This is a genomic window from Micromonospora chersina (assembly GCF_900091475.1).
Lineage (GTDB): Bacteria > Actinomycetota > Actinomycetes > Mycobacteriales > Micromonosporaceae > Micromonospora > Micromonospora chersina.
The window spans coordinates 5259770-5276754 of the sequence record NZ_FMIB01000002.1; the positions used below are offsets into that span (position 1 = coordinate 5259770).

At 75.3% G+C, this 16985-nt stretch carries 13 protein-coding genes; 7 read left to right on the forward strand and 6 right to left on the reverse strand.

Annotation, left to right across the window (positions count from 1 at the left end; all coding sequences use genetic code 11):
* The first annotated feature begins 74 nt into the window (after positions 1-74).
* From GA0070603_RS24520 to GA0070603_RS24535, 4 genes are all read left to right on the forward strand, one after another.
* The gene (locus tag GA0070603_RS24520) at positions 75-3659 is read left to right on the forward strand and encodes an ATP-dependent helicase (protein WP_091318383.1); all 3585 of its coding nucleotides are present in this window, start codon (positions 75-77) and stop codon (positions 3657-3659) included.
* The gene (locus GA0070603_RS24525; protein WP_091318386.1) at positions 3656-7132 is read left to right on the forward strand and encodes an ATP-dependent helicase; all 3477 of its coding nucleotides are present in this window, start codon (positions 3656-3658) and stop codon (positions 7130-7132) included. The genes GA0070603_RS24520 and GA0070603_RS24525 overlap by 4 nt, the downstream gene beginning before the upstream one ends.
* Before the next feature lie 201 nt (positions 7133-7333).
* Positions 7334-7537 (forward strand): transcription antiterminator/RNA stability regulator CspE, encoded by a 204-nt coding sequence (gene cspE, locus GA0070603_RS24530; protein ID WP_013288421.1) that lies wholly within the window; start codon positions 7334-7336, stop codon positions 7535-7537.
* A gap of 211 nt (positions 7538-7748) precedes the next feature.
* On the forward strand, positions 7749-9011 hold the full coding sequence (locus tag GA0070603_RS24535) for a DEAD/DEAH box helicase (RefSeq protein ID WP_091318388.1): 1263 nt from the start codon (positions 7749-7751) through the stop codon (positions 9009-9011).
* 8 nt (positions 9012-9019) lie between these two features.
* Here GA0070603_RS24535 and GA0070603_RS24540 read toward each other — a convergent pair whose 3' ends face one another.
* Genes GA0070603_RS24540 through GA0070603_RS24555 form a run of 4 tightly spaced genes read right to left on the reverse strand, consistent with a single transcriptional unit; the run spans position 9020 to position 12182 of the window.
* Entirely contained in the window at positions 9020-9463 is a 444-nt protein-coding gene (locus GA0070603_RS24540; protein ID WP_091318390.1) for an RrF2 family transcriptional regulator, read from the reverse strand.
* Between the two features lie 4 nt (positions 9464-9467).
* Positions 9468-10352 (reverse strand): ABC transporter permease, encoded by an 885-nt coding sequence (locus GA0070603_RS24545; protein WP_091318392.1) that lies wholly within the window; start codon positions 10350-10352, stop codon positions 9468-9470.
* A complete protein-coding gene (locus GA0070603_RS24550; protein WP_091318394.1) occupies positions 10342-11121 on the reverse strand; it encodes an ABC transporter ATP-binding protein in 780 nt (259 codons plus the stop codon). Before GA0070603_RS24550 ends, GA0070603_RS24545 begins: the two co-directional genes overlap by 11 nt.
* On the reverse strand, positions 11118-12182 hold the full coding sequence (locus GA0070603_RS24555) for an ABC transporter substrate-binding protein (protein WP_091318396.1): 1065 nt from the start codon (positions 12180-12182) through the stop codon (positions 11118-11120). The genes GA0070603_RS24550 and GA0070603_RS24555 overlap by 4 nt, the downstream gene beginning before the upstream one ends.
* A gap of 229 nt (positions 12183-12411) precedes the next feature.
* Between GA0070603_RS24555 and GA0070603_RS24560 the strand changes: the two genes are divergently transcribed.
* From GA0070603_RS24560 to nudC, 3 genes are read left to right on the forward strand one after another with little or no spacing between them, the layout of a single operon-like run.
* Entirely contained in the window at positions 12412-13722 is a 1311-nt protein-coding gene (locus tag GA0070603_RS24560; protein WP_091318398.1) for a M16 family metallopeptidase, read from the forward strand.
* Positions 13719-15053 carry a M16 family metallopeptidase gene (locus GA0070603_RS24565; RefSeq protein WP_091318401.1) on the forward strand — a complete coding sequence of 445 codons (1335 nt, stop codon included), beginning with the start codon at positions 13719-13721 and terminating at the stop codon, positions 15051-15053. The genes GA0070603_RS24560 and GA0070603_RS24565 overlap by 4 nt, the downstream gene beginning before the upstream one ends.
* The gene (gene nudC / locus GA0070603_RS24570; RefSeq protein WP_091318404.1) at positions 15050-15997 is read left to right on the forward strand and encodes an NAD(+) diphosphatase; all 948 of its coding nucleotides are present in this window, start codon (positions 15050-15052) and stop codon (positions 15995-15997) included. The genes GA0070603_RS24565 and nudC overlap by 4 nt, the downstream gene beginning before the upstream one ends.
* Before the next feature lie 270 nt (positions 15998-16267).
* Here the strand turns inward: nudC and GA0070603_RS24575 are convergent, their stop codons facing one another.
* Together GA0070603_RS24575 and GA0070603_RS24580 are read right to left on the reverse strand one after the other, a co-directional pair.
* Positions 16268-16537, reverse strand: a complete 270-nt coding sequence (locus GA0070603_RS24575; RefSeq protein ID WP_091318406.1) for a hypothetical protein — start codon at positions 16535-16537, stop codon at positions 16268-16270.
* A gap of 209 nt (positions 16538-16746) precedes the next feature.
* Positions 16747-16977: a DUF397 domain-containing protein gene (locus tag GA0070603_RS24580; RefSeq protein ID WP_091318409.1), complete on the reverse strand. Its 231-nt coding sequence runs from the start codon at positions 16975-16977 to the stop codon at positions 16747-16749.
* Positions 16978-16985 lie beyond the last annotated feature (8 nt).

Genomic DNA, 16985 nt, shown 5'->3' on the forward strand with positions numbered 1-16985 from the left:
GATCGACGTGAGCTGGCGTGGGGCGGCGGGCGGCGGGTTTTCCGGTGTCGTACCGGCGTGGTGGGATGTCGGGGATGCAGGCGTACCGGTTGGTGCGCCGGCCCGGTGGTGTGGGGGCGGGGGTCCCCCAGGTCGCCGGGGCGGGGCAGGGGGGTGGTCGGTCCGGTGGGCCGGCCGGCACGGAGCCGCGATCCGGGGGGTCCGCGGGCGATGCCGCGCACCCGCCGCCGCTCCGGCCGGATCCCGTGCAGGCCGAGGTCGTCGCGCACACCGACGGGCCGATGCTGGTCGTCGGCGGCCCCGGCACCGGCAAGACCGGCACCCTGGTCGAGGCGGTCGCGGCCCGGGTGGCCGAGGGCGTCGACCCGGAGCACGTCCTGGTGCTGACCTTCGGCCGGCGGGGCGCCACCGACCTGCGCCACCGGATCGAGGCGCGGATCGCCGGCGACGGCCACCGCGTCGTCCGCGAGCCGCTGGTGCGCACCTTCCCGGCGTACGCCTTCGGGCTGCTCCGCCGCGCCGCCGCCGAGCGCGGCGAACCCTCGCCCCGGCTGCTCACCGGCCCCGAGCAGGATCTGATCATCCGCGAGCTGCTCGACGTGGTGGGCGAGGAGCCGGGTGACGACCCGGTCGGGTGGCCGGAGGATCTGCTCCCGGCACTGCGCACCCGGGCCTTCGCGCAGCAGCTCCGCGACCTGCTCATGCGCGCCGCGGAGCGGGGCGTCGGCCCCGTCGAGCTGGCCCGGCTGGGGGAGAAGCTGGGTCGCGCCGACTGGCCGGCCGCCGCCCGCTTCCTCAGGGAGTACGTGGCCGTCCTCGCCCTGCGCGACGTGAGCAACCGGGGCTCCATCGCGTACGACCCCGCCGAGCTGGTCCGGGCCGCCACCGGCATGCTCCTCGACGACCCGGAGCTGCTGGCCGCCGAGCGCCGCCGGCTGGCCCACGTCTACGTCGACGAGCTGGCCGACACCGACCCCGCCCAGCTCGACCTGCTCGCCGTCGTGGCCGGCGGCGGCAAGTCCCTGGTCGCCTTCGCCGACCCGGACTCCTCCACGTACGCCTTCCGCGGCGCCGACCCCACCGGGGTCACCACCTTCCCGCACCGGTTCCGCACCGCCTCCGGCGCGCCGGCCGCCCAGGTCACGCTGACCACCTCCTACCGGGCCGGCCCGCGGCTGCTGGCGGCGACCGCCCGACTGGCCCGCCGGCTGCGCGGGCCGGCGGCGCACCGGCGGCTGCGCCCGCTCCCCGACGCGCCACCCGGCACCGTGGAGGTACGCACCTTCCGCTCGGCCACCAGCGAGTCCGCCTGGCTGGCCCACGCCCTGCGCGAGGCACACCTGCTCGACGGCGTGCCCTGGTCCCGCATGGCGGTGCTGGTCCGCTCCACCGGCCGTCAGCTGCCCTCGCTGCGGCGCGCCCTGCACACCGCCGGGGTGCCGACCGTGGTGCACGGCGAGGACCTGCCGCTGCACCTCCAGCCCGGCGTGGCCCCGCTGCTGCTCCTGCTCCGCTGCGCGCTCGACCCCGACCGGCTCGACGAGGAGTCGGCGGTCGCCCTGCTGCACTCGCCGCTGGGCGGCGCGGACCCGCTCGCCGAGCGGCGGCTGCGCCAGGGGCTGCGGGCGCTCGCGCTGGCCGCCGGCGACCGCCGCCCCTCCGGCGAGCTGATCGTGGAGGCGCTACGCGACCCGGCCGAGCTGGCCACCGTCGAGCGGCGCTGGGCCGCCCCGGCGCAGGCCGTGGCGCACCTGCTGGACACCGCCCGGCAGGCCGCCGCCACCCCCGGGGCGACCGCCGAGGACGTGCTCTGGGCGGTGTGGCGCGAGAGCGGCCTCGCCGAGCGCTGGGCCGGTGCGATCACCCGCGGCCGGGCGGCCACCGGGGAGCACGAGACCGCGCAGCGCTGGCGGGCCGAGGCCGCCGACCGCGACCTTGACGCCGTCATGGTCCTCTTCGACGCGGCGGCCCGGTTCACCGACCGGCTGCCCGGCGCGCGCACCGAGGTCTTCCTCGACCACGTGCTCGGCCAGGAGCTGCCGGCCGACACGCTCGCCGCCAGTGCCGACCGGGGCGAGGCCGTACGCCTGCTCACCGCGCACGCCGCCAAGGGCCTGGAGTGGGACCTGGTGGCCGTCGCCGGGGTACAGGAGGGCGTCTGGCCGGACCTGCGGCTTCGCGGCAGCCTGCTCGGCTCCGAGCGGCTGGTCGACGTGCTGGCCGGGCGCGCCGACGGCGCCGGGCTGCGGGCCAGCCTGGTCGGGCAGACCTCGGCGCTGCTGGACGAGGAGCGCCGGCTGTTCCACGTCGCCGTGAGCCGGGCCCGGCGCCGGCTGCTGGTCACCGCTGTCGCCTCGGCGGCGGTCGGCGGCGACGACCACGAGGAGCAGCCCAGCCGCTTCCTGCACGAGCTGGCCGCCATCGACCCGCCCGCCGTCGGCGGAGGCGGCACCGCACCGCCCGGCCCGGACCCCGGACCGCGCCCGAGCGGCCCGACCGGCGGCACCCCGACCGGCCACGGTCCGACCGGCGGCGCCCCGACCGGCGGCGCCTCGACCGGCCACGGTCCGACCGGCGGCGCCGCAGCCGGCGTGGCGCCGGACGGGCCGGTGCCGGTGGGGGACGAGGACCCGCAGGACGGCACGCCGGGCGCGCTGCCGGTCACCCTGCCGCCGCGCGGGCTCACCCTGTCCGCGCTGGTGGCGGAGCTGCGTACCGCGGTCACCGACCCGGCGGCGCCGGTCACCCGGCGGCGCGCGGCGGCGGCCGAGCTGGCCCGGCTGGCCGCCGCCGGGGTGCCCGGGGCGCACCCGGACGACTGGTGGGGGCTTCGTGGCCTTTCCGACGACCGGCCGCTTGTCGACGAGGGCGAGCCGGTGCGGGTCACCCCGTCGGCCATGGAGAGCGCGCTGCGGTGCAGCCTGCGCTGGCTGCTGGAGCGCCACGGCGGCAGCGCCCCGGCCAGCGCCGCGCAGGGTGTCGGCAACCTGGTGCACGCCGCCGCCATGCTGGCCGAGGACGCCAGTGTCGACCGGACCGCCCTGCTGGAGTACGTGGCCGCCCGGTTCGACGCCATCGAGCTGGCCGCCCGCTGGATGGTCGGCCCGGAACGGGCCCGCGCCGAGGCCATGGTGGACAAGCTGCTGCGGTGGCTGGCCGGCAACCCGCGGCGGCTGCTCGCCATCGAGCACGAGTTCGCGGTCCGCCTCGACGACCCGCGGCGGCCGGTCGAGCTGACCGGCCGGGTCGACCGGCTGGAGGTCGACGCCGACGGGCGGCTCGTGGTCATCGACCTGAAGACCGGCAAGTCCACGGCGGTCACCGAGCGGGAGGTGGCCGAGCACCCGCAGCTCGGCGCCTACCAGGCGGCCGTGGAGGCGGGGGCGTTCGCCGACTTCGGCGAGGAGTCCGGGGGCGCCGCGCTCGTGCAGCTCGGCACCGGTGCGAAGGACGCCAAGGAGCAGGCGCAGCCGGCCGCCGGGGAGGGTCCCGAGGCCGGCTGGGCCACCGCGCTGGTCCGGCGTACCGCCGACACGATGGCCGCCGCCACCTTCGCGGCCGTCGCCAACTCGAAGTGCCGGGTCTGCCCGGTGCGGACGAGCTGCCCGGTCTCCGGCCAGGGTCGCCAGGTCGTCGAGCCGCCCACGGAGCAACCATGACGACGCAGCCGACCCTGTTCAGCGCCACCGCCACGCCGGCGCCCCGGACCGCCGACGCGGGCCCCCGCTACACCCCGGTCGAGCTGGCCAAACTGCTCCGGCTGCCGGCGCCCACCCGGGAACAGGCGTCGATCATCGCCGCGCCGGTGGAGCCGCTGCTGGTGGTGGCGGGCGCCGGCTCGGGCAAGACCGAGACGATGGCCGCGCGGGTGGTCTGGCTGGTCGCGAACCAGTACGTCCGCCCCGAGCACATCCTCGGCCTCACCTTCACCCGCAAGGCCGCCGGCGAGCTGGCACACCGCGTACGCACCCGGCTCGACCAGCTCATCCGCCGGCTCGGCCGGCAGGGCCGGGACCCGCACGAGGACCCCCTCGCGGGCGAGCCGACGGTCTCCACCTACCACTCCTACGCGGGCCGGATCGTCACCGAGCACGGGCTGCGCGCCGGCTACGAGCCGACCACCCGGCTGCTCACCGAGGCGTCCCGCTGGCAGCTCGTCGACCTGCTGGTTCGCAACTACGACGGCGACATGTCCGAGGTGGACCGGATGCCGTCCACCATCACGGACGCGGTGCTCGCCCTGGCCGGCGAGCTGGACGAGCACCTGGTCGACCCGGACGAGCTGGCCGCCTGGACCGGCCGGTTCTTCGCCGAGGTGCAGTCCCGGCCCGGCCGGGTCTACGCCGACGTGCGCAAGGCCCTCCAGCTCCAGCAGACCCGGCTGAAGCTGCTCCCGCTGGTCCGCGCGTACGCCCGGCGCAAGGACGACTTCGAGGCCATGGACTTCGCCGACCAGCTGGCCCGGGCCGCCCGGGTGGCCCGCGACCACCCTGGCGTCGGCGTGATCGAGCGGGACCGGTTCCGGGTGGTGCTGCTCGACGAGTACCAGGACACCAGCCACGCCCAGGTGGTGCTGCTCAACGCGCTCTTCGGCGGCGGCCACCCGGTGACCGCGGTGGGCGACCCCTGCCAGTCCATCTACGGCTGGCGGGGGGCCAGCGCCGGCACGCTCGACCGGTTCCCCACCGAGTTCGCCCGCACCGACGGGGCCCCCGCCGAGGTGCTCGGCCTCACCACGAGCTGGCGCAACCGGCCGGAGATCCTCGGCGTCGCCAACGCGCTCTCGGTGCCGCTGCGGGCGGCCGGCGCCCGGGTGCCCGAACTGCGCGCCGCGCTCAGCGTCCGCGACCCCATCCCGCACCGCAGCCCCGGCGGGCGGGCCGCCGGCACCGTGCACTGCGCGCTGCTGGAGACGTACGCCGACGAGGCCGAATGGATCGCGGACAGCGTGCTGTCCGCCTGGCGGGGCGCGGCCGGGATGCCGGACTCCCTGCCCGAGCACATCCCGGCGCACCGGCGCCCCACCACGGCCGTGCTGGTCCGGCTGCGCAGCCAGATCCCGGCGATCGAGGCGGCGCTGCGCGCCCGGGGGCTGCCGGTCGACGTGGTCGGGCTGGGCGGGCTGCTGGACACCCCGGAGGTCCGGGACGTGGTCTGCACGCTGCGGGTGCTCGCCGACCCGACGGACGGGGCGGCGCTGCTGCGGTTGCTCACCGGCGCGCGCTGGCGGATCGGGCCGCGCGACCTCGTCGCCCTGCACCGGCGGGCCCGGGCCATCGCGCGGGCCCGGCGGGAGGTGACCGGTGACGACGGGCCGGAGATCACCGTGGACGCGCTGGACGAGGCCACCCTCGTCGAGGCGCTGGCCGACCTGGGGCCGGCGCAGGCGTACTCGGCGGAGGGGTACGCGCGGCTGCGGTCGTACGGGATGGAGCTGGCGCTGCTGCGCTACCGGCTGGACCAGTCCCTGCCGGAGCTGATCGCGGACATCGAGCGCACCATCGGCCTGGACGTGGAGGTGGCGGTCCGGGCCGGCCGGGACGGCGCCGGCGACGCCGGGCTGGCCCGCGCCCACCTGGACGCGCTCGGCGACGTGGCGGCCCGGTTCAGCGGCGAGACCCCCGGCGCCACGCTGGCCGGGTTCCTCGCCTACCTGGCCGCCGCCGAGGACGAGGAGCGCGGCCTGACCCCGGGCGAGGTCGAGGTGGTGGAAGGCGCGGTGCAGATACTCACCGCCCACGCCGCCAAGGGGCTGGAGTGGGACGTGGTGTCGGTCGCCGGGCTGACCCGGGGCGTCTGGCCGGGGCCGGTGCGCAACTCCGACCACTGGCTGGGCGGGCTCGGCGTGCTGCCGTTCCCGCTGCGCGGCGACGCGGACGGGCTGCCCGAGCTGGGCCTGTCCGGGGCGGAGGACCAGCGCGGGGTGGCCCGGGCCGTGGAGGAGTTCACCGACGCCTGGCGGGCGCACGACGAGCGGGAGGAGCGCCGCCTGGCGTACGTGGCGGTGACCCGGCCCCGCCGGCTGCTGCTCTGCTCCGGCTACTGGTGGGGGGAGGGGACGAAGCGGTTCCGCGGCCCCTCGGTCTTCCTCCGCGAGGTGCACGACGTCTGCCTGGCCGGCGGGGACGGCCACCTGGTCGACGCCTGGGCGCCCGAGCCGGCCGGGGACGCGGTCAACCCGACCACCGAGACGGTGCTGCGGGCCGAGTGGCCTGCCGACCCGCTCGGCGCCCGCCGTCCGGCGCTGGCCGAGGCCGCCGCCCTGGTCCGCCGCTACCTGGCCGACCCCGAGGCGGCCCGCCGCGAGGAGTCCCTGCTGGCGGCCGCCGCGCCGCCCACGCCGGCACCCGCCGACGACGCGGCCACGCCGGCACCCGCCGGGGACGCCGGCACGACGGCGCCCGTCGAGGACGCCGAGGTGGCCCGCTGGCGGCGGGAGGCCGACCTGCTCCTCGCCGAACGGGCCGAGCTGGCCCGGCGGGCCGAGGCGGTCGAGGTGGAGCTGCCCGGGCACCTGTCGGTGACCCAGCTCGTGGCGCTGCGCCGCGACCCGGAGGCCCTGGCCCGGACGCTGCGCCGCCCCATGCCCACCGAGCCCAACCCGTACGCCCGGCGGGGCACCGCCTTCCACACCTGGCTGGAGCAGCGCTTCGGCGCCGACCGGCTGCTCGACGTGGACGAACTGCCCGGCGCGGCCGACGACGACGCCGCCCCGGACGAGGCGCTCACCGAACTCCAGGAGCGCTTCCTGGCCAGCGAGTGGGCCGACCGGGTGCCGGTGGAGGTGGAGGTGCCCTTCGCCACAGTGATCGCCGGGGTGGTGGTCCGGGGCCGGATGGACGCCGTCTTCGCCCGTCCCGGTGGCCGCTTCGACGTGGTCGACTGGAAGACCGGCCGGCAGCCCGCCGGGCGGGAGGCGGACGCCGCCGCCGTGCAGCTCGCCGTCTACCGGCTGGCCTGGGCCGAGCTGGCCGGGGTGCCGGTCGACCGGGTCGGCGCCGCCTTCCACTACGTCCGGGACGGGGTGACCGTCCGCCCGGCCGACCTGCTCGACGCCGAGGGGCTGACCGCGCTCGTCGCCGCGGTACCGGAATTTTCGACAGAGGGCGCGGCGTTGCGGAGATCGTGGTAGGTTAGGCGCGTTGCAGTTTTGGTTTCCAGAGACTCTGTGTGCGCCTGGCGGATTGTGGCCCCAGGCGCTCTTTGTTGTGTCCGGAGTTCTCCGGGCGGGGCGACCAGCAGCGACAGGTACACCGCGCACACGCGTGCGGCGTGCTCCTCTTCGGTCCGCAACAGGTGCGGGTCCGAACGTTCCGTCAAGGAGACGAAACACATGGCAATTGGCACCGTCAAGTGGTTCAACGCTGACAAGGGCTTCGGCTTCATCACCCCGGACGACGGCGGCGCCGACGTCTTCGCCCACTTCTCGGCGATCCAGACCTCCGGCTACCGGAGCCTGGACGAGAACCAGCGGGTCGAGTTCGAGGTGACCCAGGGCCAGAAGGGCCCGCAGGCGGAGAACATCCGTCCGCTCTGATCTTCGGATCATCCGGTAACACCCATCGCGCCCCCCGGGCGCGGTGACGGGCCGGTCCGCTGCGCCGCCCACCCGCTCCGCGGGACGTGGCGTGCTGCGGCGGGCCGGCCCGTACCTTTCGGTTCGTGCTTGTGACCACCGGCCACGCCGGTGACGCGCCGCTCGTCGGCGCCCTTCCTCGACACGTGCCGCGTCGAGGAAGGCTTTTCGCATGACCATGACCGTTCCCACCTTCGCCGCCACCGGCCTGGCCCCCGCGCTGGTCACCGAGCTGGCCGCGCAGGGCATCACCGAGCCGTTCCCCATCCAGGCGGCGACGCTGCCGGACTCGCTGGCCGGCCGCGACGTGCTCGGCCGCGGGCGCACCGGCTCGGGCAAGACGCTGGCCTTCGGGCTGCCGCTGCTGCACCGCACGGCCGGTCGCAAGGCCCGCCCGGGCCGCCCGCTGGCGCTGGTGCTGGTGCCCACCCGCGAGCTGGCCCAGCAGGTCACCGCGGCGCTCACCCCGTACGCCCGGGCGCTCGGCCTGCGCTGCGCCACCGTGGTCGGCGGGCTCTCCCTCCAGCGGCAGGCGGACGCGCTGCGCGCCGGCGCTGAGGTGCTGGTGGCCACCCCGGGCCGGCTGCACGACCTGATCGACAGGCGCGACGCCCGGCTCGACCAGGTGGCCGTCACCGTGCTCGACGAGGCCGACCAGATGGCCGACATGGGCTTCCTGCCGCAGGTGACGAAGCTGCTGGAGCAGGTCGACCCGAACGGCCAGCGGATGCTGTTCTCGGCCACCCTGGACGGCGGCGTGGACCGGCTGGTCCGCCGCTTCCTGAGCAACCCCGTGTCGCACTCCGTCGACCCGGGCACCGCCACGGTGACCGCCATGACCCACCACGTGCTGCACGTCGAGGCGGAGGACAAGCCGGCCGCGCTGGCCCACATCGCCGCCCGCGAAGGCCGCACCATCCTGTTCATGGCCACCAAGCACCGCGCCGACCGGGTCGCGCGCCAACTGCTCGCCAAGGGGGTACGCGCCGCCGCGCTGCACGGCGGCAAGACCCAGCCGCAGCGCACCCGGATCCTGGAGCAGTTCCGCACCGGTCACGTCACCGCGCTGGTGGCCACCGACGTGGCGGCCCGGGGCATCCACGTGGACGGGCTGGACCTGGTGGTCAACGCCGACCCGCCGACCGAGGCGAAGGACTACCTGCACCGGGGCGGCCGGACCGCCCGGGCGGGGGAGTCCGGCACCGTGGTCACACTGGTCCTGCCGGAGCAGCGCCGGGACGTCTCCCGGCTCATGACGGTCGCCGGCATCACCCCGCACACCGCCCGGGTACGCCCCGGCGACGAGGAACTGACCCGCGTCACCGGCGCCCGCCAGCCCACCGGCGTCCCGGTCACCCTCACCCCGCCGCCCGCGCCGCACGCCGCCGCGGCCTCGCGGCCGTCCCGCTCCCGCCGCCCGCGCCGCCGGGGCTGATCCCGACGTCAGGACGCGGCGGCGCGGTCGGCCAGCAGGTCGGCGAGGGTGGTCCGGTCGACCACCAGGGCGATCGCGCCGTCCACCGCCAGCCAGACGTCCCGCAGCCCGGCGGCCACCCCGTGGTAACCGGCGTGGTCGGCGGGCATGCCCCGGACGCTCGTCAGCGCGCCGCCCACCGCCCGCAGCACGTCACCGACGCTGATCTCGGCGGCCGGGCGGGTGAGCGCGTACCCGCCCTCGTTGCCGCGGTGGCTGTGCAGCAGCCCGGCCCGACGCAGGTCGAGCAGGATGCCCTGGAGGAAGCTGAGCGGGATGTCCTGGCGCTCGGCCAGGCTCGCCGCCTTGACCAGCTCGCCGGCGCCGAACCCCCCGTCGCCGGTGGACCCGGCGGCGTCGGCGACGGCGAGCATGGCCCGGAGCGCGTAGTCGGCGCGCGCGGAGACGTACACGGCGTCAGTTGCCGGCCTGGTCCAGCACGCCCCAGCGGCGGCGGATCGCCTTGTCGGCCGCGCCGAACGCGGCGTCCACCAGCAGGCCCACCACCAGGATGACGATCATGATGGCCATCAGCCGGGGCGCCTCGCTCAGCTCCCGGGCGTAGGTCAGCTGCGCGCCGATCGAGGTCCGGGTGGCGATGACCACCAGCAGCTCGCCGGCCATCAGGCTGCGCCAGGCGAACGCCCAGCCCTGCTTGAGTCCGGCCACGATGGCCGGCAGCGCGGCCGGCGCGATGACGTACCGGTACAGGTCCAGCCCGCGGGCGCCGAGGTTGCGTCCGGCCCGGACCAGCAACGGCGGCACGTAGTCCACGCCGTGGATGACGCCGTTTGCCACCGACGGCGCCGCGCCGAGCACCACCACGAAGAAGATGGCCTGCTCGCTGAGTTGGAAGAGCAGGATCGCGAGGGGGAACCAGGCGATCGACGGCATGGTCTGCAACGCGGTGATCATCGAGCCGAGCGCGGCGCGGAGCACCTTCACCCGGGCCACCGCGAGACCGAGCAGCAGGCCGACGGCGACCGCGGCGGCGAAGCCCACGGCGGCGCGGCGGGCCGTGGTGGCCAGGCCGTGCCAGAGCGCCGGGCTGGCCACGTAGTGGCCCAGGTCCTCGAAGACGACCACCGGCCCGGGCAGCGCCCACGGGTCCTTCCAGCCGGTCCAGACCACGGCCTGCCAGAGGGCGACGGCCAGGGCCAGCGCGGCCAGCTTCGGCCAGGTGGTCGACCAGACCCGGCGCAGCCGGGACGGCGCCTTCTCCCGGCCGGCGATCTCCAGGGCGTCCAGGCCGGAGATCTCCGCGTCGGTGCGCGGCGCTCCAGCGAGCGTGTCACTGGCCATGGCGGCCCACCTCCGTACGCAGCCGGTCGGTGACGTCGGCGGCGATGGCCGCGATCTCCGGCGAGTCGATCCGCCGGGGTCGCGGCACGTCGACCTCGGTGGAGTAGATGATCCGGCCGGGCCGGCTGGACAGCAGGATGATCCGGTCGGCGAGGCGGGCCGCCTCGCGGACGTTGTGGGTCACGAAGATCACGGTGAGCTTCCGCTCGGACCAGATCCGCTCCAGCTCGTCGTGCAGGATGTCCCGGGTCATGGCGTCGAGCGCGCCGAACGGCTCGTCCATCAGCAGCACCGGGGTGTCCAGGGCCAGGGTGCGGGCCAGCGCGACCCGCTGCCGCATGCCGCCGGAGAGCTGGTGCGGGCGCTTGCGGGCGAAGTCGGCCAGGTGGACCGTCCGCAGCAGCTCGGCGACCCGAGCCCTGCGCTCGTTGCGGGGCAGCCCGCGAAGCTTGAGCGGCACCTCCACATTGCCCTCGACGGTGAGCCACGGGAAGAGCGCCGACTCCTGGAACATGAGGCCGGGGTTGACCCCCTCGCCCAGGTCGATCCGGCCGCCGCTGGTCCGGTCCAGCCCGGCCACCAGGTTGAGCAGGGTGCTCTTGCCGCAGCCGGACGCGCCGACCAGGCAGACGAATTCGCCGGGGGCCACGTCCAGCGAGACCCCGTCCAGGGCCAGGACGGCGTGCTCGCCCTGGCCGTACACCTTTGTCACGCCGCGCAGCGCGACCGAGCCGGTCGCGCTGCGCGGGGTCGTCGTGGTCGACGTCACGGCTGGACGACCTCGGCCTTGCCCTGCGCCTTGAGCACCTCGTTGAGGTACTTCAGGTCGTAGAGGCCGTTCAGGTCCACCGGCTGGGTCAGCCCGACGGCGACGGCGTGGTCCAGCCCGGCCTTCAGCGAGGACGGGATGGGGTCGTTGGTGAACTCCAGCGTGGGCCAGGCCTGCTTGATCAGCTTGAGGTCCAGCGGCTTGCCGGTGATCTTGCCGATGTGGTCGGAGATGGCCTGCTGCGCCTCGTCCGGCTTGCTGTTGACGAACTCGTTCGCCGCGACCTGCCCCTCGACGAGCTTCTTCACCACGTCCGGGTGCGCCTTGAGGAACTTGGTGCTGACCAGCAGGTTGGTGATGACGAACTTCTTGTCCGGCCAGAGGTCGCGCTCGTCGACGAGCACCTTGCCGCCCGCGTTGACCAGCCGGGAGACGAAGGGCTCGGGCACCCACGCGCCGTCGATGGCGCCGGTGCCGAAGGTCTCGACGGTCTGCGCGTTCTCCTGGGGGACCACCTTGACGTCGCCGCCGCCCTCCTTGGTGGTCTGGAGGCCCTTCTCCTTGAGCCAGTAGCGCAGCGCGACGTCCTGGGTGTTGCCGAGCTGCGGCGTGGCGATCTTCTTGCCGCGCAGCTGCTCCACCGAGGTGATCTCCGGCTTCACCACCAGGGCCACGCCGCCGGACGCGGCGCCGGAGACGACCCGGACCGCCTCGCCCTTGGACTTCGAGAAGGCGTTCACCGTCGGGTTCGGACCGATGTACGTGGCGTCGAGCGCGCCGGAGAAGACCGCCTCGATGGCCGCCGGGCCGGCGTTGAAGGTCTTGGTCTCCAGCGTGACGCCGCTGCCCAGCTTCTCCTTGAAGATGCCCTTCTCCACGCCGACCACGGCCGGCGCGTGGGTGATGTTCGGGAAGTAGCCCAGGCGCAGCGTGACCGGACCGGAGCCACCGGCGGCGTCGTCGCTGTCGTCGCCGCAGGCCGCGGTGGCGCCCAGGGTGGCCGCGCCGACCACGGCGAGGGTGGCCAGGGTGACCAGGCGGCGGAAGGGGAGCCGTCTCATCGTGTATCCAATCCGCAGTATTCCTACTTAGTTGGTAGGAAGACTGGGGCAGGCGCCGAGCGGCGTCAAGACCCATCCAGAATCCGGGACGCGCGACCTGGGGATTCTTGGCAATTCCCACCTGTTCGGTGGAGATAGTGGCGCCGGTCGGCCCCCGCTCCACACCGCCGTCCGGTGGGCCCGCGCACACCGCCGGTGCGGGCGCGGCGGACGCGTTAGGGTCGATCACGTGCCGACGCGGAGAGCGAGAATTCCAGCGACGAAATACCCGGTCGAGCGGTTCACCCTCGACAACGGCCTGCGGGTGGTGCTCACCCCCGACCGCAGCGCCCCGGTCATCGGGGTGGCGGTGGTCTACGACGTCGGCATCCGGTCCGAGCCGGAGGGGCGCACCGGCTTCGCCCACCTCTTCGAGCACCTGATGTTCCAGGGCTCGGAGAACCTGGAGAAGCTGGCCCACTTCCGGCACGTCCAGGGCGCCGGCGGCACCTTCAACGGCTCCACCCACCTCGACTACACCGACTACTACGAGACCCTGCCCAGCAACGCGCTGGAGCGGGCGCTCTTCCTCGAGGCCGACCGGATGCGCGGCCCCCGGCTGACCGAGGAGAACCTGCGCAACCAGGTCGACGTGGTCAAGGAGGAGATCCGGGTCAACGTGCTCAACCGGCCGTACGGCGGGTTCCCCTGGCTCACCCTCCCGCCGGTCATGTTCGACACGTTCCCCAACGCGCACGACGGCTACGGCTCCTTCGACGACCTGGAGTCCGCCACCGTCGGTGACGCGGCCGACTTCTTCCGCCGCTACTACGCCAGCGGCAACGCAGTCCTCGCGGTCAGCGGGGACGTCGACGTGGCCGAGGCGACAGCGCTCATCGAGCGGCACTTCGGCGACGTGCCGGCCCGCCCCGCCCCGGAGCGCCCCGACTTCGCCGAACCCGACCTCACCGCCGAGCGGCGCACCTCGTACACCGACCAGCTGGCCCCGCTGCCGGCGGTGGCCGGCGCCTGGCGGGTGCCCGACCCGGTGACCGACTTCGCCGGCTACCTGCCGTACGTGGTGCTGGCCGAGGTGCTCACCGACGGCGACGCCTCCCGGCTTGTCGAGCGGCTCGTCCAGCGGGACCGCTCGGTCACCAGCCTGGGCGGCTACCTCGGCTTCATGGGCGACCCGTTCGACGTGCGCGACCCCACGGCGCTGCTGCTCCAGGCCCACCTGCCGCCCGGCGGCGACGTCGACAAGGTGCTGCGCACCGTCGACGAGGAGCTGGACCGGCTGGCCACCGACGGGCTGACCGAGGGGGAGCTGGCCCGTACCCAGGCCCGGATGGCCACCCACCTGCTGCGGGACACCGACGCGGTGCTCGGCCGGGCGCTGCGGATGGCCGTGCTGGAACAGCAGCGCGGCGAGCCGGGCCTGCTCAACGACCTGCCCCGGCTGGTCGGCGAGGTGACCGACGAGCAGGTCCGCGCCGCCGCCGCCACCCTGCGGCCGGAGCGCCGCGCGTCCATCGAGGTCATCGCCGGAGGCGCCCGATGACAACCGTCGAAACGGGTACGCGGCCGCTGCCGGCGCTCGGGCCCAACCGCAGGCTCAAGCTGCCGAAGCAGGCCGAGCGCACGCTCGACAACGGCCTCACCGTGATCGCGGTACGCCGCAGCGCGATCCCGCTGGTCGAGCTGCGGCTCTGGATGCCGTTCGGGCGTACCCACCTGGCCCGTGGCGGGATGCTGGCGCAGACCCTGCTCTCCGGCACGGAGACGCACACCGCGACCCAGCTCGCGGCGGAACTGCAGAAGGTCGGCGGCGGGCTCTCCGCCGGCGTCGACCCGGACCGGCTGATGCTCTCCGGGGCGAGCCTGGTCACCGGCCTGGACCGGATGCTGGAGCTGCTCGCCGACGTGCTCACCGGGGCGACCTACCCGGCCGACTGGGTGGAGACCGAACGGGACCGGCTGGTCGACCGGATCCAGGTGGCCCAGAGCCAGCCCGCCCACCTCGCCCGGACCGCGCTGCTCAAGCGGATCTACGGCCGGCACCCGTACGCCGTGCAGACCCCCGAGCCCGACCAGGTGCGGGCGGTGAAGCCGCCGGTGCTGCGGCGCCTGCACGCCGAGCGGGTGCACCCGGCCGGCGCGGTGCTGGTGCTGGTCGGCGACGTGCAGCCGGAGCGGGCGCTGGACGCGGCGGAGCGGGCTCTCTCCGGCTGGCAGGGTGACGGGCAGCCGGCCGAGCTGCCGCCCGCGCCGCCGCTGGAGCCCGGCCCGCTGCTGCTCGTCGACCGGCCCGGCTCGGTGCAGTCCTCGCTGCGGATCGCGCTTCCCGCGGTACCCCGGACCCACCCCGACCACGCCGCGCTGCAACTGGCCAACCTGGTCTTCGGTGGCTACTTCTCCTCCCGCTGGGTGGAGAACATCCGGGAGGACAAGGGCTACACGTACGGGCCGCACTCGCTCGTCGAGCACTCGGTGGCCGGGTCGGTGCTGGTCGCCGCCGCCGAGGTGGCCACCGAGGTGACCGCGCCCGCCCTGCTGGAGACCCTGTACGAGCTGGGCCGGCTGGCCACCGTGCCGCCCAAGCCGGACGAGCTGGAGCAGGCCCGCCAGTACGCCCTCGGCACCCTCCAGCTCGGCATGTCCACCCAGGCCGGGCTGGCCTCGCTGACCAGCGCGTACGCCGGCAACGGGCTGCGCCTGGACTTCCTCGCGGAGCACGCCGCCCGGCTGGCCGCGGCGACCGTGGACGACGTGACCGCGGCGGCGGCCCGCTACCTGGCGCCCGCGCAGGCGGTCACGGTGGTGCTGGGCGACGCCGAGCGGGTGGCCGACAGCCTCGCCACGCTCACCCCGGTCCGGACGGAGTCCTCATGACCGGCGAGCCCGCCCCACCGCTGGCCCGGTCCACGCTCGACCGGGCGGCGCACCGGCGGACCGACCCGGGCTGGCTCGCCGAGGCGTGGGAACAGGCCCGCGTGCTGGTGCTGGACTCGGCCGACGAGGGCCGGGCCCTGGTCCGTGGCGAGGCGGCCCCGCCGGAGCTGGTGCTGGTCGGCCCCGGCGAGCTGCCCGAGGTGCCCCGGTCGGTGCCGATGTTCCTCGGCGTCGAGGCGGACGGCGTACCGGTCTTCGCGGTGGACTCGCCGTTGCCCGAGCTGGCCGGCACCCGCCGGGTCAACCTGCGCGAGGTCGGCCACCTGCTGACCGACCGGGACGCCGGGATCTTCACCACGGCGCTGGCGCTGACGAACTGGCACACCCGGCACGGCTACTCCTCGTCCACCGGGCATCCGACCGAGGTGGACGAGGCCGGCTGGTCCCGGGTCGACCCCGGCGGCGGCCGGATCTGGCCGCGTACCGATCCGGCCATGATCGTGCTGGTGCACGACGGCGTCGACGGCCCGGACGGGCGCTGCCTGCTCGGCAACAACGCCACCTGGCCGAGCACCCCGGGGCTGCGCCGCTACTCCTGCCTCGCCGGTTACGTCGAGCCGGGGGAGTCGGCCGAGGCCGCCGTGCTGCGCGAGGTCCGCGAGGAGGTCGGCGTCGAGGTCGAGGAGATCGGGTACGCGGGCAGCCAGTCCTGGCCGTTCCCCGGTTCCCTGATGCTCGGCTTCCTGGCCCGCGCCGACGCCGACGCGCCCATCCGGGTGGATCCGGCCGAGATCGCCCACGCCCGCTGGTTCACGCGGCGGGAGATCGGCGCGGCGCTGGCCGACGAGCCGGTCCGGGTGGAGGGCGGCGACCGCCTGCTCCTCCCGCCGCCGTCATCGATCGCCCTGTTCCTGGTCCACCGCTGGCTCGACGGCCACTGCTGACCGGAGCGCACGCGGACCAGCGGGACCGAAGCCCGAGACCAACCCCCGTGATCATGAAGTTGGCGGCGACACATCGGGCGAGTCGCGCCGCCAACTTCATGATCACCGGGAGGTGTGGGGACACGGGCCGGATGCGGCCGGAATGCGGCCCCGGCCCGGGACCGTCGTTGCCGCGGCGGTCTCGGGCCGGGAACACGGGCCGTCGTGGCCGGATGAGGCATGGAACGCGGCGGGGGAGCCGGTCCGGCCACGACGGGCGTCGGTGGCGGGTCAGCCGCCGTCCCGGTGGTACGGGTGGGCCGGGTCGAGGTCCGAGATCGGCAGCACCTTGACCCGGTGCCGGCCGGCCCGGACGGCGCCCACGCTGGAGAGCGCCCGGGCGAGCAGCAGGGCCGCGTCGCGGTCCTCGGCGTGGACGACCTGGCGGCGCGGTTCCGGCGCGCTGGTCTCGTCCCGCAGCCGGCCCCCGCCGGCCCAGGCGGCGGCGATGTCGGTGTCGGCGGCGGCACGGATTTCGGTGCGGACGATCAGGAACCGCATGGTGTCCCCCGGTACGGACGGACGGATGCACTCTGCAACTTCCACGTCACTCTTGCGTCATGTTACGCCCGCGCTTGGTGACAGCAAGTGAAACTCGCCTATTGCCCGCGCCCTCGACCGATCGGGTGACCCCAGCTCGGCACGGTTGTCGGGGGTGGACGCGCAAGGGGCCGCCGGTGTCGCACCGGCGGCCCCGCGACCTCGCCGGATCAGTTCAGGTCGAACTGGCCGTTCTTCGCGCCGGCGATGAAGCCGAGCCAGCCGGCCCGGTTGAACAGCAGCACCGGCCCGCGCGGGTCCTTGCTGTCCCGCAGCGCGACGGCCGCCGGCCCGGTGTGCAGCGGCGCCATCTCCACGCAGTTCGAGGTCTGGCTGCGGGTGCTCTTGCGCCAGGCGAGGCCGGCGGGCTGCTCGGACGTGCTGTTGCGGATCTCGTTCATGGTTCTGC

Bases quoted from the DNA above. Each gene is read 5' to 3' on its own strand.
- GA0070603_RS24580 (WP_091318409.1), bottom strand. From the start codon at position 16,977: ATGAACGAGATCCGCAACAGCACGTCCGAGCAGCCCGCCGGCCTCGCC.
- GA0070603_RS24525 (WP_091318386.1), top strand. From the start codon at position 3,656: ATGACGACGCAGCCGACCCTGTTCAGCGCCACCGCCACGCCGGCGCCC.
- cspE (WP_013288421.1), top strand. From the start codon at position 7,334: ATGGCAATTGGCACCGTCAAGTGGTTCAACGCTGACAAGGGCTTCGGC.
- GA0070603_RS24520 (WP_091318383.1), top strand. From the start codon at position 75: ATGCAGGCGTACCGGTTGGTGCGCCGGCCCGGTGGTGTGGGGGCGGGG.
- nudC (WP_091318404.1), top strand. From the start codon at position 15,050: ATGACCGGCGAGCCCGCCCCACCGCTGGCCCGGTCCACGCTCGACCGG.
- GA0070603_RS24555 (WP_091318396.1), bottom strand. From the start codon at position 12,182: ATGAGACGGCTCCCCTTCCGCCGCCTGGTCACCCTGGCCACCCTCGCC.
- GA0070603_RS24535 (WP_091318388.1), top strand. From the start codon at position 7,749: ATGACCATGACCGTTCCCACCTTCGCCGCCACCGGCCTGGCCCCCGCG.
- GA0070603_RS24575 (WP_091318406.1), bottom strand. From the start codon at position 16,537: ATGCGGTTCCTGATCGTCCGCACCGAAATCCGTGCCGCCGCCGACACC.
- GA0070603_RS24545 (WP_091318392.1), bottom strand. From the start codon at position 10,352: ATGGCCAGTGACACGCTCGCTGGAGCGCCGCGCACCGACGCGGAGATC.
- GA0070603_RS24565 (WP_091318401.1), top strand. From the start codon at position 13,719: ATGACAACCGTCGAAACGGGTACGCGGCCGCTGCCGGCGCTCGGGCCC.